General features: G+C 53.2%; 15 protein-coding genes. 3 read left to right on the plus strand and 12 right to left on the minus strand.

Annotated features, from left to right (window positions below; all coding sequences use genetic code 11):
* Nucleotides 1-221: 221 nt before the first annotated feature.
* The 4 genes from hemG to pepQ are packed head-to-tail and all read right to left on the minus strand — an operon-like array spanning nt 222 to nt 4,214.
* The gene (hemG, locus tag ACVXHP_RS21580) at nt 222-767 is read right to left on the minus strand and encodes a menaquinone-dependent protoporphyrinogen IX dehydrogenase (RefSeq protein ID WP_038634428.1); all 546 of its coding nucleotides are present in this window, start codon (nt 765-767) and stop codon (nt 222-224) included.
* Between the two features lie 11 nt (nt 768-778).
* Entirely contained in the window at nt 779-2,230 is a 1,452-nt protein-coding gene (gene trkH, locus ACVXHP_RS21585; protein WP_003017848.1) for a Trk system potassium transporter TrkH, read from the minus strand.
* Nucleotides 2,231-2,268: 38 nt separating this feature from the next.
* Nucleotides 2,269-2,883, minus strand: a complete 615-nt coding sequence (locus tag ACVXHP_RS21590) for an IMPACT family protein (RefSeq protein WP_304702990.1) — start codon at nt 2,881-2,883, stop codon at nt 2,269-2,271.
* Nucleotides 2,883-4,214: a Xaa-Pro dipeptidase gene (gene pepQ, locus ACVXHP_RS21595; RefSeq protein WP_447572175.1), complete on the minus strand. Its 1,332-nt coding sequence runs from the start codon at nt 4,212-4,214 to the stop codon at nt 2,883-2,885. Before pepQ ends, ACVXHP_RS21590 begins: the two co-directional genes overlap by 1 nt.
* Before the next feature lie 187 nt (nt 4,215-4,401).
* On the opposite strand from pepQ, the gene fadB reads away from it, so the two are divergent.
* Nucleotides 4,402-6,591 carry a fatty acid oxidation complex subunit alpha FadB gene (gene fadB, locus ACVXHP_RS21600; protein ID WP_447572176.1) on the plus strand — a complete coding sequence of 730 codons (2,190 nt, stop codon included), beginning with the start codon at nt 4,402-4,404 and terminating at the stop codon, nt 6,589-6,591.
* Nucleotides 6,592-6,600: 9 nt separating this feature from the next.
* Nucleotides 6,601-7,764 carry an acetyl-CoA C-acyltransferase FadA gene (fadA, locus tag ACVXHP_RS21605; RefSeq protein ID WP_447572177.1) on the plus strand — a complete coding sequence of 388 codons (1,164 nt, stop codon included), beginning with the start codon at nt 6,601-6,603 and terminating at the stop codon, nt 7,762-7,764.
* Nucleotides 7,765-7,977: 213 nt separating this feature from the next.
* Here fadA and ACVXHP_RS21610 read toward each other — a convergent pair whose 3' ends face one another.
* The 4 genes from ACVXHP_RS21610 to ubiD all read right to left on the minus strand — a co-directional run bounded on the left by ACVXHP_RS21610 (nt 7,978) and on the right by ubiD (nt 12,346).
* Entirely contained in the window at nt 7,978-8,958 is a 981-nt protein-coding gene (locus tag ACVXHP_RS21610) for a LacI family DNA-binding transcriptional regulator (RefSeq protein WP_447572178.1), read from the minus strand.
* The gene (locus ACVXHP_RS21615) at nt 8,955-9,881 is read right to left on the minus strand and encodes an ROK family protein (protein ID WP_447572179.1); all 927 of its coding nucleotides are present in this window, start codon (nt 9,879-9,881) and stop codon (nt 8,955-8,957) included. Before ACVXHP_RS21615 ends, ACVXHP_RS21610 begins: the two co-directional genes overlap by 4 nt.
* 229 nt (nt 9,882-10,110) lie before the next feature.
* Nucleotides 10,111-10,812, minus strand: coding sequence for an NAD(P)H-flavin reductase (gene fre / locus ACVXHP_RS21620; RefSeq protein ID WP_200009486.1), 702 nt, complete (start codon nt 10,810-10,812; stop codon nt 10,111-10,113).
* A gap of 40 nt (nt 10,813-10,852) precedes the next feature.
* Nucleotides 10,853-12,346 carry a 4-hydroxy-3-polyprenylbenzoate decarboxylase gene (gene ubiD / locus ACVXHP_RS21625; RefSeq protein ID WP_200009487.1) on the minus strand — a complete coding sequence of 498 codons (1,494 nt, stop codon included), beginning with the start codon at nt 12,344-12,346 and terminating at the stop codon, nt 10,853-10,855.
* Nucleotides 12,347-12,550: 204 nt separating this feature from the next.
* Between ubiD and rfaH the strand changes: the two genes are divergently transcribed.
* On the plus strand, nt 12,551-13,039 hold the full coding sequence (gene rfaH, locus ACVXHP_RS21630) for a transcription/translation regulatory transformer protein RfaH (RefSeq protein WP_042313969.1): 489 nt from the start codon (nt 12,551-12,553) through the stop codon (nt 13,037-13,039).
* Nucleotides 13,040-13,045: 6 nt separating this feature from the next.
* Here rfaH and tatD read toward each other — a convergent pair whose 3' ends face one another.
* Genes tatD through tatA form a run of 4 tightly spaced genes read right to left on the minus strand, consistent with a single transcriptional unit; the run spans nt 13,046 to nt 15,470 of the window.
* Nucleotides 13,046-13,828, minus strand: coding sequence for a 3'-5' ssDNA/RNA exonuclease TatD (gene tatD, locus ACVXHP_RS21635; RefSeq protein WP_447572180.1), 783 nt, complete (start codon nt 13,826-13,828; stop codon nt 13,046-13,048).
* Nucleotides 13,829-13,869: 41 nt separating this feature from the next.
* Complete coding sequence (gene tatC, locus ACVXHP_RS21640) at nt 13,870-14,661, minus strand: Sec-independent protein translocase subunit TatC (RefSeq protein WP_003828911.1); 792 nt, start codon at nt 14,659-14,661, stop codon at nt 13,870-13,872.
* Between the two features lie 2 nt (nt 14,662-14,663).
* On the minus strand, nt 14,664-15,212 hold the full coding sequence (tatB, locus tag ACVXHP_RS21645) for a Sec-independent protein translocase protein TatB (protein ID WP_200009489.1): 549 nt from the start codon (nt 15,210-15,212) through the stop codon (nt 14,664-14,666).
* 3 nt (nt 15,213-15,215) lie between these two features.
* On the minus strand, nt 15,216-15,470 hold the full coding sequence (gene tatA, locus ACVXHP_RS21650; protein WP_003017888.1) for a Sec-independent protein translocase subunit TatA: 255 nt from the start codon (nt 15,468-15,470) through the stop codon (nt 15,216-15,218).
* Nucleotides 15,471-15,532 lie beyond the last annotated feature (62 nt).

Genomic DNA, 15,532 nt, shown 5'->3' on the forward strand with positions numbered 1-15,532 from the left:
TTAAAGAGCAGTGCCGCTTCGCTTTTTCTCAGCGGCGCGGGGTGTGCATATTACGCTATCCCGCTTCAGAGTCAAGCATTTATTTACGCTTTTCTCCGCTGACCCGGCGGCGTGTAATCCGTTGTTCCGTGTCAGTGGAGGCGCATTATAGGGAGTTATTTCAGGCTGACAAGGGGAAATTTAAAATAATTTTCCGAGTGATTATTTTTTATTCTTTACGCTTATTTTGGCAACGTTTTGTGGGTTAATTGGGCAATTTCCCGCGCAAAACCCGCGACCTGTTCCCAATCGGTATACACCACTTCTTTATGCGTATCCGTTTCACCGCCTGACATCTTCATTATCAGTTGGATCATAACGCGGTCATACCAGCGATAGCGGGGATACAGCAAAGCACCGGCAATAACCGCACTGCGATCTGGCCGCCACGGTGAACTCATCAGGAACTTACGCGCATAGCTGTTGGTTTGTGGCGTACGCTTCTCCGGTTTACGGGCAACCAGGTTAACGGAGTAGAACGCACTCGGCATCGCGTTCAGCCGCGTGGCATGCTTTTTCACAAACTCCTGAAAAGCGGCATGGTAATGACCATAGCGAATCGAGGCGCCAATCACCACGCTGTCGTAATTTTGCCAGTCAGGCTCCGCGGTACGATGCAAATTAACGACATCCGTCCAAACGCCCAGCTCCTTGAGTTCAGAAGCCAGATACTCGGCGATTTCACGCGTTTGTCCGTCCCGGGAAGAAAAAAGAATCAGTGTTTTCACGTGTTACTCCATTATTCACGCCAGAAAGTAGGGGTAAAGAGTACCAGCAGAGTAAAGACCTCCAGACGACCAAACAGCATATTGGCAATCAGGATCCACTTCGCCACAGGGTTCATACTGGCAAAGTTGTCGGCGACAACGCCCAGCCCTGGCCCGAGGTTATTCAGCGTCGCCACCACGGAGGCAAACGCGGAGAAGTCATCAACACCGGTCGCAATAATCGCCAGCATACTGATAATAAATACCAGCGCATAGGCAGAAAAGAATCCCCATACGGCTTCAAGAATTCGCTCCGGCAGCGCACGGTTACCCAATTTGATACTGTAAACCGCATTCGGGTGAACCAGACGTTTCAACTCGCGGTTACCCTGCTTAAACAGCAACAGGATACGAATCACCTTCAAGCCACCGCCCGTTGACCCGGCACAGCCGCCGATAAAGGCAGAACACAACAGCAACACAGGCAGGAACAGCGGCCAGCGGGCAATGCTGTCGGTGGTAAATCCGGCGGTCGTCGCCATCGATACCACCTGGAAAAAGGCCTGGTTGATGGTCGTGAGCGCTGAACCGTAGGTATTGTGTATCCACAGCACCAGCGTACAGACAGCCACCAGCGTCAACTGCACGCCGATGAACATGCGAAATTCCGGATCGCGCCAGTAGACCTTCAGACTACGGCCGCTTAATAAAGAGAAGTGCAGGCCATAGTTACAGCCGGAGATCAGCAAGAAGATAGCAATGATGGTGTTGATCGTGGGACTGTCGAAATATCCCACGCTGGCATCGTGCGTGGAAAAGCCGCCAATCGCAATCGTGGCAAAACTGTGCCCAATGGCATCAAACGCGGGCATCCCGGCAAACCATAGCGCCAGTGCACATGCCACCGTCAGCAATACATAGATAAGCCACAGGGTTTTCGCCGTTTCGGCAATACGCGGACGCATTTTATTATCTTTCAGCGGCCCCGGCATTTCTGCCCGATAGAGCTGCATCCCGCCGACGCCAAGAATAGGCAGAATAGCCACTGCCAGCACGATGATCCCCATCCCGCCAAACCATTGCAGCATCTGTCGATAAAAGAGAATAGCGTGTGGCAATGAATCCAGTCCCACCAACGTTGTGGCTCCGGTGGTGGTCAATCCGGAGAAGGATTCAAAAAAGGCATCGGTAATCGTCAGGTTAGGGCTTTCCGCAAAGATGAACGGCAGCGCACCCACGCTACCCAGCACTGTCCAGAACAAGACGACAATCAGAAAACCTTCGCGAGATTTCAGCTCGCCTTTCTCTTTGCGGTTCGGCCACCACAGCATGGAGCCGATCGCCAGAGCGACGAAGAACGTTTGGGTAAATGCACGCCCTGCCCCATCGCGATAGATGAGCGCCACCAGTCCGGGGATAATCATTGTCCCCGAGAATAAGATGACCAGTAGTCCAACGATTCGGGTAATGGCGCGAAAATGCATCTCTACCGCTTCCTTAGTTCTTTAAAATGAGGTGGGGATTATTCTTCAATCGCTAACAATTGCAATGAACCACGACTAAAATCCGCCAGTTTTGCCGAAAATTCATCCACTTTGGCATAAGGAAGCGCCACCCTGAGCCGAACAAAAGCCTGGTAATCACTGGCAACGACTTTACCGTCAAACTGACCCAGCAAAGCTTCTATGCCTGCCAGCTGACCGTACTCACACTGCAAAGTATATTCGGTTAGTGGCGTCTTGCGCTGTGTCGTTAATTGACGCAACGCCTGATTGACACCACCACCATAGGCTTTTACTAGCCCACCCGTACCGAGAAGGATACCGCCGTAGTAGCGCACCACCACAGCGGTAATCTCACCGATACCGCTGCCCATCAGTTGCGCGAGCATCGGTTTGCCTGCCGTTCCCGCCGGTTCACCATCGTCTGAAAAGCCCAACTGCTGCGAGTCATTCGGCGCACCCGCCACCCACGCCACACAATGGTGGCGGGCGTCCGGGTGTTCCGCTTTGACTGACTCAACGAATGCTTTCGCCGCTTCTACGCCGTCCGTATGGGCGAGCAGCGTAATGAAGCGGCTTTTTTTGATCTCTTCAACGACGCTAACCGGCGCCGCAGGGATTAACCAACTGTCCATTACGCCAGTTTTAAATCCCGCGTCATGTTTTCGATATTGTTCTCGTGGACCACCACGTTGTCTTCAATACGAATACCGCCGAACGGTTTCAGAGCTTCAATTTTCTGCCAGTTGAAGTGTTTGCTGAACTGCCCTTCACGCCACGGCGCCAACAGCGATTCAATAAAGTAGATGCCCGGTTCGATGGTCAGAACCATACCCGGCTGCAGAACACGGGTGCAGCGCAGGTAAGGATACTTCGACGGGGCAGCAAGGTGGGTACCGCTGTCATCCTGCATAAAGCCAGCGACATCATGTACCTGCAGACCCAACGGGTGGCCAATACCATGCGGCATAAACGGTCCAGTAAGATCGTTTTCCACCATCGCCTCTTCACTCATATCGGTGATGATTTGATGCTTACGCAGCAGCTTCGCGATGCGCTGATGGAACTGAATGTGGTAATCCACGTAACTGGTGCCCGCTTTCATGGTAGCGATAAGCGCCAGCTCTTCGTCATTAACGTCTTTCACCAGATGTGCATAGTCGTTGTCGCTTTTCGCCGACCAGGTACGCGTCAGGTCTGCCGCATAGCCGTTATATTCCGCACCAGCGTCCAGCAGGAAGCTGCGAATTTCAGACGGAGCCTGATGATCCAGTTTGGTGTAATGAAGAACCGATGCATGCTCATTAAGCGCAACGATGTTGCTGTATGGCACGTCGGTATCGCGGTGACCGGTCGCGGTCAGATAGGCCAGGTTGATGTCAAACTCGCTCATCCCGGAACGGAATGCTTCTTCCGCGGCACGGTGTCCATTCACCGCCATTTTCTGCGCTTCGCGCATACAGGCCAGTTCGTAATCCGTTTTAAAGGCGCGGTAATAATGCAGGTAGTCGATCACCCCTTTCGGGTTGATGTTGCTGGCCACGATGTCCAGTTGCAGCGCACGTTCCGGAACCGGACCGATATACCCGATATTGCCGCGAGCAGCTGGCAGTTGGCTCCCGATACCATCCGCTTTTGGCAGCGCGATGATCTCGATTTCTTCCGTCCAGAATGAGGTCGGCAGCGGCTCAACGTTATGCCAATAATCGACCGGCAGATAGAACCACAATTTTGGCTTATTCACACCATCCACCAGCAACCAGCAGTTAGGGACCTGCGTTACGGGTACCCAGGCTTTGAATTGCGGATTGACCTTAAACGGGTACGGATGGTCGTCAAGAAAGACGTTAACAAGTTCGCCAGAGTGAATAAGTAACGCATCCAGCTTGAAGCGATCCAGCGCGTCACGCGCCCGCTCTTGTAAGGTAACGATATGATTTTTATAGAGTGCGGCCAGCGATTCCATTTTCTATCCTTCTGTTTTTGACCTCAAGTCTCCGCATCTTAGCACATCGCTTTGTGAGTGCGTGATTTCTACCGAGCGTGATCGAATCGTCATTTCTTTAATCATTCATTTGCATTTTTTTAACATAAAACACACACTTCGTTTCATCTGGTATGACCAGATCACCTTGCGGATTCAGGAGACTGACATGCTTTACAAAGGCGACACCCTGTACCTCGACTGGCTGGAAGACGGCATCGCCGAACTGGTGTTCGATGCCCCTGGTTCGGTCAATAAACTCGACACGGCCACCGTTGCCAGCCTGGGCCATGCGCTTGACGTGCTGGAAAAACAACCGAATTTAAAAGGGCTGCTGCTGCGCTCTAACAAAGCGGCCTTTATTGTCGGTGCCGATATCACCGAATTCCTTTCACTGTTCCTCGTGCCTGAAGAACAGTTGAGCCAGTGGCTGCACTTTGCCAACAGCGTCTTTAATCGTCTGGAAGATCTGCCTGTTCCGACCCTCTCAGCGGTAAATGGCTATGCGCTGGGCGGCGGCTGCGAGTGTGTGCTGGCGACCGATTACCGTCTGGCAACGCCGGACCTGCGCATAGGCCTGCCGGAAACCAAGCTGGGCATCATGCCGGGCTTTGGCGGATCCGTGCGTATGCCACGTATGCTAGGTGCGGACAGCGCGCTGGAAATCATTGCTGCAGGTAAAGATGTTGGTGCTGAACAGGCGCTGAAAATCGGCCTGGTCGATGGCGTAGTGAAACACGAGAAACTGCTTGATGGCGCGATCGCGGTATTACGTCAGGCGATTAACGGCGATCTCGACTGGAGAGCCAAACGCCAGCCGAAACTGGAACCGTTGAAACTCAGCAAAATTGAAGCGGCGATGAGCTTTACTATCGCCAAAGGGATGGTAGCGCAGACGGCCGGGAAGCATTATCCCGCACCAATCACTGCCGTGAAAACGATTGAGGCGGCAGCCCGCTTTGGCCGTGAAGAAGCGCTGAACCTGGAAAACAAAAGTTTTGTTCCACTGGCGCACACCAGTGAAGCTCGCGCATTGGTTGGGATCTTCCTTAACGATCAGTTCGTGAAAGCCAAAGCCAAAAAGCTCACCAAAAATATTGAGACGCCAAAGCAAGCGGCGGTGCTGGGTGCGGGCATTATGGGCGGCGGTATCGCTTACCAGTCGGCCTGGAAAGGCGTGCCGGTTGTCATGAAAGATATCAACGACAAATCATTAACGCTGGGCATGACCGAGGCCGCCAAGCTGCTGAACAAACAGCTTGAGCGCGGCAAAATTGACGGTCTGAAAATGGCGGGCGTGATTTCCACTATTCATCCAACCCTCGACTATAGCGGTTTCGAGCGTGTGGACGTGGTAGTCGAAGCGGTCGTGGAAAACCCGAAAGTGAAAAAAGCGGTACTGGCGGAAACCGAAGATAAGGTACGACCGGACACCGTACTGGCTTCGAATACCTCTACCATTCCAATCAACGAACTGGCCAGCGTGCTTAAACGCCCGGAAAATTTCTGTGGTATGCACTTCTTTAACCCGGTGCACCGTATGCCGTTGGTTGAGATCATTCGCGGCGAGAAAAGCTCAGATGAAACCATCGCTAAGGTTGTCGCCTGGGCAAGCCAGATGGGCAAAACGCCAATTGTGGTCAACGACTGCCCTGGTTTCTTCGTCAACCGCGTGCTGTTCCCCTATTTTGCCGGTTTCAGCCAGTTGCTGCGCGACGGAGCGGATTTCCGCAAAGTCGACAAAGTGATGGAAAAACAGTTTGGCTGGCCGATGGGTCCGGCTTATCTGCTGGACGTGGTGGGGATTGATACCGCGCATCACGCACAGGCGGTGATGTCTGCGGGCTTCCCACAGCGTATGCAGAAAGATTATCGCGATGCGATCGATGCTCTGTTTGATGCTAACCGTTTCGGACAGAAAAACGGTCTCGGGTTCTGGCGCTATAAAGAAGATAACAAGGGCAAGCCGAAGAAAGAAGAAGATGCCGTCGTTGATGGTCTGCTGGCAGAGGTCAGCCAGCCGAAACGCGACTTCAGCGATGAAGAGATTATCGCCCGCATGATGATCCCAATGGTCAATGAAGTGGTGCGTTGTCTGGAAGAAGGCATTATCGCCAGCCCGGCAGAAGCCGATATGGCGCTGGTGTACGGCCTGGGCTTCCCTCCGTTCCACGGCGGCGCGTTCCGCTGGCTGGATACGCTCGGCAGCGCGAAGTACCTCGATATGGCTCAGCAGTACCAGCATCTTGGCCCACTGTATGAAGTGCCGGCCGGTCTGCGTGATAAAGCGCGCCATAACGAACCGTATTATCCCCAGGTTGAGCCTGCCCGCCCGGTTGGCAGCCTGAAAACGGCTTAAGGAGTCACAATGGAACAGGTTGTAATTGTTGATGCGATCCGTACCCCGATGGGCCGTTCGAAAGGGGGCGCGTTTCGTAACGTGCGGGCAGAAGATCTCTCCGCACATTTAATGCGTAGCCTGCTGGCGCGTAATCCGGCTCTGGAGCCATCCGCGCTTGATGATATTTACTGGGGCTGCGTGCAGCAAACGCTGGAGCAGGGTTTCAACATCGCTCGTAACGCGTCACTGTTGGCGGAAATCCCGCATTCAGTACCGGCAGTGACCGTTAACCGTCTGTGTGGTTCATCCATGCAGGCGCTGCATGATGCAGCACGCATGATTATGACCGGCGATGCGCAAGCGTGCCTGATTGGCGGCGTGGAACATATGGGCCATGTGCCGATGAGCCACGGCGTTGATTTCCACCCGGGTATGAGCCGCAACGTGGCGAAAGCCGCGGGGATGATGGGCCTGACGGCGGAAATGCTCTCCCGCATGCACGGTATTAGCCGTGAAATGCAGGATGCCTTCGCCGCACGTTCACACGCTCGCGCCTGGGCTGCTACACAGTCTGGCGTCTTTAAAAATGAAATCATCCCGACTGGCGGTCATGATGCAGACGGTGTGCTAAAACAGTTTAACTACGACGAAGTCATCCGTCCGGAAACCACCGTTGAAGCGTTATCCACCCTGCGCCCGGCATTCGATCCGGTTAGCGGCACGGTGACTGCCGGTACCTCTTCCGCGCTTTCCGATGGTGCTGCCGCGATGCTGGTCATGAGCGAAAGCCGCGCCCGTGAGCTGGGTCTGACGCCACGTGCCAGAATTCGTTCAATGGCCGTTGTCGGCTGCGACCCTTCCATCATGGGTTACGGTCCGGTTCCGGCTTCAAAGCTGGCGCTGAAAAAAGCGGGACTCTCCACCAGCGACATCGGCTTGTTTGAGATGAATGAAGCTTTTGCCGCCCAGATCCTGCCGTGTATTAAAGATCTGGGGCTGATGGAGCAGATCGACGAGAAGATCAACCTCAACGGCGGGGCGATCGCATTGGGTCACCCGCTGGGTTGTTCCGGTGCGCGTATCAGCACCACCCTGCTCAACCTGATGGAACGCAAAGACGTACAGTTTGGTCTGGCGACGATGTGTATCGGGTTAGGTCAGGGTATCGCAACGGTGTTTGAGCGAGTTTAATCAAAGCATGCCGGGGGCGCTTCGCTTGCCCGGCCTACGAAATGTTATCTCAAAGCCATTGGTGCCAGAACAAGGCGGCAAGTGAATGAATCCCGATGAGCTTACGTGTAGTAAGTGATTCGGGTGAATGGGCGCAGCCAACACAGTTATGGTGCCAATGGCGAAGAGAGAAAGTTTAGTTGCCGTTCTTCCCGCCTGTCAGGGGCGGGTTTTTTATTTCCCTGAACTACTACGTACCACTAACTGCACCGGCAGCAGCAGATTCTCTTCCTGCTTCTCTTCGAGTAGTAAACGCAGCGCTTCCCGACCCAGCTGTTGCTTATCAACCGCGATAGTGCTCAGCGGCGGATGTGACCAGGCTGCGGCATAGATATCATCAAACCCGACCAGCGCAAGATCTTCCGGGATACGAATGCCCTGCTGCGCACACACCCGTTGTACAACCATCGCGGCCGCATCGTTATAGGCAAAAATGGCATCGGGCGGCTCCGGCAGCCTGAGCAACTCATTAACCGCCTCTACCAAAGATTGCTCGGTATCCAGCAACGGCGGCGCGATGGCTTCGTACTCTGGCGGCATCAGCAACCGGGCTTCATACAATGCCTGACGATAGCCCTTCTCACGCTGACGAATACTGTAGTGAGAAAGTGTACTGGCAAGAAAAGCGATGCGGTTGCGACCTTGTGCAAGCAGATGTTGCGTGGCCAGATAGCCGCCCTGAGTGTTATCCGGATTGACGCAAGGCAGGCCAGGCGCCCAGAGATCCACCAGCACCAGCGGCAGTTTCATCTGTTGCAGCAGCCCAAGCATTTCAGGCTCAAAAAATCCGGCACAGATCAGCGCATCCGGCTGGTGCAGCAGCACCTGCTCACTCACCGCATCGCCCGGACCGATAGACAGAAAGCTCAGCGCAATGCCGTTCTCGCGACAAAGGTCTTCTATACCTAACAGCAGTTGAGAGTAAAACGGCAATGCGTGGCTGATATTGTGCTGACGATGCAGCAAAAACAGGACGCGTTTGATCTTGTCGCTACGTAGGCGGGAAAAATCATAACCCTGCTGCTGCGCCACAGAAATAATGCGCAACCGGGTATCTTCACGCAGCCCCGGCTGCCCTTTTAGGGCGCGGGAAACAGCGCCAACTGAGACCCCACATGCTTCGGCAATGTCTCTGATACGTACAGGTTTCGTCATTTCACTCTCATTGATTCTACGCTAGCTTGTTGTGCCCCCAGCCAGGCGGCACCACGTACGCCGCTGCTGTCACCGTGTCGGGCCGGAACGATCGGTGTACGGCACTGCTTACCAAATACGTACTGCGCTACTCGCGCCTGCAAGCCAGAATACAGTAAATCGATATTAGATACCCCGCCCCCCAACACAATGACATCGGGATCGAGCGTATTCACCACGCTAGCCAACGCCCGCGCCAGTTGATCGCAATAGCGTTCCCATAACAAACAGGCATCTGCATCACCCAATTCTACCTGGCGCATAATTTGTGGCACACCCACATGTTGCGCGGTGTGGTTCAAATACTGGCGTTCCAGGCCGCTGCCGGAAATAAAGCTCTCGATGCAGTTCAACTGTCCGCAATAGCATGTCACTGCGGCCCCATCCTTAGATTCATGATAACGCGGCAAGGCATTATGCCCCCACTCGCCTGCGCAGGCGTTAGGACCGGAAATCAGACGGTTATCGATACACACACCGCCGCCGCAACCGGTACCGAGGATGACGCCAAAAACGACGCTGTGCCCGCATCCACTGCCGTCCATCGCCTCTGACAGCGTAAAGCAGTTAGCATCGTTGGTGACGGGCACAGGCATCCCTAACGCTTGCTCAAGATCTTGCGCAAAGGCTTGCTGATTCAGCACCAGAATGTTGGAGTTTTTGATTAACCCTTCGCTATCCACCGCACCGGGCACCCCAACGCCAACCGAGAAAGACTGATTAACGGTCTGCCTGGCCTTAGCAATCATCTCCGTTACGGCCTGGAAAAAATCGCCATAGCTCTGCTTTGGGGTTGCGCACCGCGCGCGGTAAACAATTTCACCCGTATTATCAATCACTACTGCTTCGATTTTAGTCCCGCCAATATCCAGGCCAAGCCTCATGGTTTTCCCTCGTGTGCGCCTTGTAATGTGATGCTGCATAGCTTGCCAATTTTGTTTACTAAACAAAAAGAGATTTGTCACAAAAGCTTATTTTTATTATTAATAGATAACCAAAAGACGTTTACTAAAAACTGGTGGAAAATAAGAGGCAACGAGACCGGGCTTACACCCTGTTAGAAGAAGTAAGGTTGGTTGATGGATGCGCCGGAAGGGCTCCGGCGCACAGCGCTTAAATAAACGCGAACGCGTCGCCAAACAGGCGATCTTCACGCGCGCTGCGTTCATTGCAGAACAGATCGCGCGCGATTTTAGCCATTTCAAAACGACCGGCAATGTAAATATCGTGTTCCGCCAGGGTACCGTAATCCTGTAATACTGCCGTTAATACGGTGCCCGTACGGCCACGCCAGCCTTCTTCAGGCTGTTCCACCACTGGCTCAACGCGCAGATTCGGGTGATTTACTGACAGCGCTTCCAGTTCAGAGAGATCGTAGAGATGCTTCTCTTCGCGCCCGCCCCAGTAAATGGTGATATCGCGGTTTGGATTGCGCGCCAGCGCGGTAAGCAGAATGGAACGCGCGTAAGAGAAGCCCGTCCCGCCGGCAATCAGGATCAACGGACGTTCGTCCTCATCACGCAGCCAGGCTTCGCCATGCGGAATGTCGACCTGAATTTCGCGGTCTTTCAGAATGCGGTCCATCACGGCCATGGCATACAGATTTAGCTCAGAAGCGCCAACGTGCAGTTCAATGAACCCCTGCTCGTCCGGCGTAGATGCCATGGAGAACGGACGCTTATCTCGTTCGTCCATCACGACCATTAAATACTGGCCGGCACGAAAGGAAAACGCCGCGTCTGGCACTAAACGAACGCGATATACGGTGTCAGTGATAGCTTCTACCGAGGTCACTTTACAGCTTAAGGTTGTCATGCGCTCTCTCTGTCGGATCAATAGGCAAAACGATCGCGCCTCAGGCGCTTTTGCCGTCATTAAAGATGGCCAGTTCATCCCAAATTGCGTCAATACGCGCAGTGACTTCAGGATCTTTTTTTATCGGACGTCCCCATTCACGTTGGGTTTCGCCCGGCCATTTATTGGTGGCATCCAGCCCCATTTTTGAACCAAGACCGGAAACCGGCGAGGCAAAGTCCAGGTAATCAATGGGTGTATTCTCTACCAGTACAGTATCCCGGGCCGGGTCCATACGCGTCGTAATCGCCCAAATCACATCATTCCAGTCACGTGCGTTGACGTCATCATCGCAGACAATAACAAATTTGGTGTACATAAACTGACGCAAAAACGACCAGACCCCCATCATGACGCGTTTGGCATGACCAGCGTACTGTTTTTTCATCGTCACCACAGCCAGGCGATATGAGCAGCCTTCGGGAGGCAGGTAAAAGTCGACGATTTCCGGAAACTGCTTTTGCAGAATAGGCACGAAGACTTCATTCAGCGCAACACCGAGTACCGCAGGCTCATCCGGCGGGCGTCCGGTATAGGTCGAGTGATAAATTGCATCTTCACGCTGGGTAATGTGCGTGACGGTAAAGACCGGGAAGCTATCTACTTCATTGTAGTAACCGGTATGATCGCCATACGGTCCTTCCGGTGCCATTTCATCCGGCTCGATATAGCCTTCCAGCACGATTTCAGCACTGGCAGGAACTTCCAGATCGTTGGAAATACATTTGACCACTTCAGTTTTGGTGCCACGCAACAGTCCGGCAAATGCGTATTCAGATAACGTATCCGGGACAGGTGTAACAGCGCCCAGAATTGTTGCCGGATCTGCTCCCAAGGCCACAGAAACCGGGAACCGTTCACCAGGATGCGCCGCGCGCCACTCCTGATAATCCAGCGCGCCGCCGCGATGGGAAAGCCAGCGCATGATGAGCTTGTTTTTGCCAATCAGCTGCTGACGATAAATACCGAGATTCTGCCGCTCTTTATGCGGGCCGCGCGTAACGGTCAGCCCCCAGGTAATCAGCGGCGCAGCATCCTCTGGCCAGCAGGTCATAATCGGAATACGGTTTAAGTCGACTTCATCGCCTGAATAGATTTTTTGCTGACAAGGCGCGCCGCGTAACCGCTTAGTCGGCATGTTCAGCACCTGCTTAAACTGCGGCAGCTTATCAAACAGATCGCGAAATCCTTTCGGTGGCTCAGGCTCTTTCAAAAACGCCAACAGCTTACCGACTTCCCGTAGCGCCGAGACATCTTCTTGCCCCATCCCCATCGCCACACGCTTCGGTGTGCCAAACAGGTTACACAGCACCGGCATTGAATAGCCTTTAGGATTTTCAAACAGTAACGCAGGCCCACCGGCACGCAGGGTGCGATCGGCAATTTCAGTGATCTCCAGGTGGGGATCCACCTCAAGCGAAATGCGTTTGAGCTCGCCCTGCTGTTCAAGCAGCGTCAGGAAGTCGCGTAAATCGTGATATTTCATGGCGTCCATTGTGGCCTCTTCGTAAGCGCTTCATTATACGGCGTTCATCATTGTGATGCTGTATTTTTGTTAAATTAGCGTGAACTCTGGCGATACATATAAGCCCCAGGAGTATATACCCATTGGGTTTCAGCCTGCTTTGAGGCGGGTATAATTAACTTAACTCATGGCTTTTGCTATGCTGGCGCTCAGAACAAGCGGATAAGAGTTATTATGCAAGCCTGGTATTTACTGTACTGCAAACGTGGGCAACTTCAGCGAGCCCAGGAACACCTGGAAAGACAGGCGGTGAACTGCCTGACGCCTATGATCACCCTGGAAAAAATGGTGCGCGGTAAACGTACCACAGTCAGTGAACCCCTATTCCCTAATTACATGTTTGTCGAGTTCGACCCGGAAGTGATCCACACCACCACCATCAACGCCACGCGTGGTGTCAGCCATTTCGTCCGTTTCGGTGCGACGCCGGCGACCGTACCTTCTCCCGTCATTCATCAACTTTCTGTCTACAAACCTGAAGGTATTGTTGACCCTGAAACCCCTCATCCGGGGGACAGTGTAATTATTACTGAAGGTGCGTTTGAGGGGTTGAAAGCGATCTTTACCGAACCCGATGGCGAAGCGCGTTCCATGCTGCTGCTTAACCTGTTGAATAAAGAGGTTAAGCAGAGCGTGAAAAATACCGGCTTTCGAAAAATTTAAGTCGCCTTAGAAGGTCACTTCAAACAGCGTTCTGACGTTAGTATCAATGGTTGCTGACAGCCATTGAGGATCCTCGCCGCGCCAGTGGGCAATACGCTCAAGAATATGCGGTAGGTGCGCAGGTTCATTGCGGCGTGACGCTGGTTTAGGCGTTAAATCCCGGGGAAGTAAGTAAGGCGCATCGGTTTCGATCAGCAATCTCTCTACCGGGATAAAGGGCAACAGCTCACGCAGTTCCATGCCCCGACGCTCATCACAGACCCACCCGGTGATACCAATATAAAGTCCGCGGTCTACACAGTCCTGCATCTCCTGGCGCGAGCCAGTAAAGCAGTGCAGCACCGCACCGGGCAGGCTGTCCAGCCACGGCTCCAGCAACGTCAGAAAACGCTCATGGGCGTCCCGACAATGCATGAAAATCGGCATCTGCAGTTCAGCAGCAATGCGCAGTTGCGCCTCAAAAGCACGCTCCTGCTCCTGCGGCGTGGAGAAATTGCGATTGAAATCCAGGCCGCACTCACCAATAGCGACCACCTTCGAATGGTTTGCCAGTGCGATAACCTCTGCTTCTGTTGAGGACTGCCATTGGCTGCTGTCATGCGGGTGCACGCCAGCCGTGGACCAGCAATGCGGATAATGCTGCGCCAACATTAAAGCCTGCTGGCTTTCGTGCAGGTTTGTTCCGGTCAGAAGCATACCGTTTACGCCCGCAGCAAAGGCGCGCGCTACGACCTCATCACGGTCTTTCGCAAATTGTGAACTGGTTAAATTAACGCCAATATCAAACATGCTTCCTCCCATATGACAACCGCCCTGACGGGCGGTTGCGTTTATTCTTCTGTTTTCTCGGTGGCTTCGGCTTCTTTTGCTTCTTCAGCCTCGTTATCCTCATCTCGCGTACGTCGCTTACCGACATAGAATCGAGAGAAGAACACACCCACCTCGAACAGGCAGTACATTGGTATCGCCAACAGCGTTTGCGAGAAGACATCTGGCGGGGTCAGTAACATCCCGACGACAAATGCGCCCACTACAACGTAAGGACGTTTCTTGCGTAAGTCTTCAGGTGTCGTAATGCCCATCCAGCATAGCAGCACGATGGCAACAGGAACCTCAAAAGAGACACCGAAAGCCATAAACAGCGCCATTACAAAGCTGAGATAGCTGGCAATGTCTGTCGATACCTGTACGCCTTGCGGAGCCGTGTTGGCAAGGAAACCAAACGCCAGCGGGAAGACGACAAAATAGGCGAATGCCATACCGATGTAGAACAATAACGAACTGGAGACCAGCAGCGGCACAACCAGGCGACGTTCATGTTTGTACAAAGCAGGCGCAATGAATGCCCAGACCTGGTAGAGGATCACTGGCGCCGACAGAATCAGCGACACCATGAAGGTTAACTTTATCGGGGTAAAGAACGGCGAGGCCACATCGGTGGCGATCATCGTTGCGCCCTGCGGCATCTGTTTGATCAACGGCGCCGCAACCATATGGTAAATGTCGTTGGCAAAGTAAACCAACGCCAGAAAGATCACGATTACCGCAATAATGCAGTTCAGGAGTCGCTTACGCAGCTCAATAAGATGCGTGATGAGCGGTTGGGTATCTTCTACAGCCATGTTTACGGTTTATCACTCGACGAGGGGGAGGATTCGACAACAGGTGCGGCAGCTTTCTTTTCTGCATCCATCAACGTGGCGGAAGTGTTTTCCGTTAGCTCTGGCGTTTTAGCACCCGTGGATTCCGGTTTTTGCTCCGGCGAACTGGCCTGGTTTTCAGCTGCGGCTGGGGTGACCCCTTCTCGCTGCGCTTCACCGTCTTTCACCACCGGATTATGGATAGTGTGCGCTTCATCGCTGGCTTTCTCAGGATCGTGCACGCTATAAGAACGCTTCATCGACTCCGCCGCTTCACGCAGCTCATCCATTGATGCTTTCAGCTCCGGGGTCAGATTTGTCAGGCTCGCTTTTTCTACTTTCTTCAGGCTGTCCTGGAATTCCTGAAGCTTAAGCTCCTGGGTCAGTTCATTCTGCACAGTAGTCGCAAGGGAGCGCAAAGCGCGAACCCAGCCAGCAACCGTTTTTACCGCTACGGGTAATCGTTGCGGCCCCAGGACAATGAGGCCGATCACGAACACCAATAACAGTTCGCTAAAACCGATATCAAACACGGATTATACCTGCTCTTTATCTTGGCTTTTGGCGTCTTCCTTTTTCACTTCGCCCTGCTTATCAGTGATGGATTTAGCAGTAAAATCAGCATCCTGGCTGGTTTTATCTTGCTTAGGTTCATCATCACCCATCGCTTTTTTGAAGCCTTTAATAGACGCGCCAAGATCGGAACCGATGGAGCCGAGTTTCTTGGTGCCAAATAGCAGTACAACGATGACGGCAATGATCAACAACTGCCAAATACTGATACCACCCATACATGTTCCTCTGTCATAGATGATGAATTAATAAGGCCGTAGTATACGTTACACGGCCTGCC

The organism is Citrobacter freundii complex sp. 2025EL-00176 (genome assembly GCF_053309355.1).

Bases quoted from the DNA above. Each gene is read 5' to 3' on its own strand.
- trkH (WP_003017848.1), bottom strand. From the start codon at position 2,230: ATGCATTTTCGCGCCATTACCCGAATCGTTGGACTACTGGTCATCTTA.
- ACVXHP_RS21590 (WP_304702990.1), bottom strand. From the start codon at position 2,883: ATGGACAGTTGGTTAATCCCTGCGGCGCCGGTTAGCGTCGTTGAAGAG.
- pepQ (WP_447572175.1), bottom strand. From the start codon at position 4,214: ATGGAATCGCTGGCCGCACTCTATAAAAATCATATCGTTACCTTACAA.
- fadB (WP_447572176.1), top strand. From the start codon at position 4,402: ATGCTTTACAAAGGCGACACCCTGTACCTCGACTGGCTGGAAGACGGC.
- fadA (WP_447572177.1), top strand. From the start codon at position 6,601: ATGGAACAGGTTGTAATTGTTGATGCGATCCGTACCCCGATGGGCCGT.
- ACVXHP_RS21610 (WP_447572178.1), bottom strand. From the start codon at position 8,958: ATGACGAAACCTGTACGTATCAGAGACATTGCCGAAGCATGTGGGGTC.
- ACVXHP_RS21615 (WP_447572179.1), bottom strand. From the start codon at position 9,881: ATGAGGCTTGGCCTGGATATTGGCGGGACTAAAATCGAAGCAGTAGTG.
- fre (WP_200009486.1), bottom strand. From the start codon at position 10,812: ATGACAACCTTAAGCTGTAAAGTGACCTCGGTAGAAGCTATCACTGAC.
- ubiD (WP_200009487.1), bottom strand. From the start codon at position 12,346: ATGGACGCCATGAAATATCACGATTTACGCGACTTCCTGACGCTGCTT.
- rfaH (WP_042313969.1), top strand. From the start codon at position 12,551: ATGCAAGCCTGGTATTTACTGTACTGCAAACGTGGGCAACTTCAGCGA.
- tatD (WP_447572180.1), bottom strand. From the start codon at position 13,828: ATGTTTGATATTGGCGTTAATTTAACCAGTTCACAATTTGCGAAAGAC.
- tatC (WP_003828911.1), bottom strand. From the start codon at position 14,661: ATGGCTGTAGAAGATACCCAACCGCTCATCACGCATCTTATTGAGCTG.
- tatA (WP_003017888.1), bottom strand. From the start codon at position 15,470: ATGGGTGGTATCAGTATTTGGCAGTTGTTGATCATTGCCGTCATCGTT.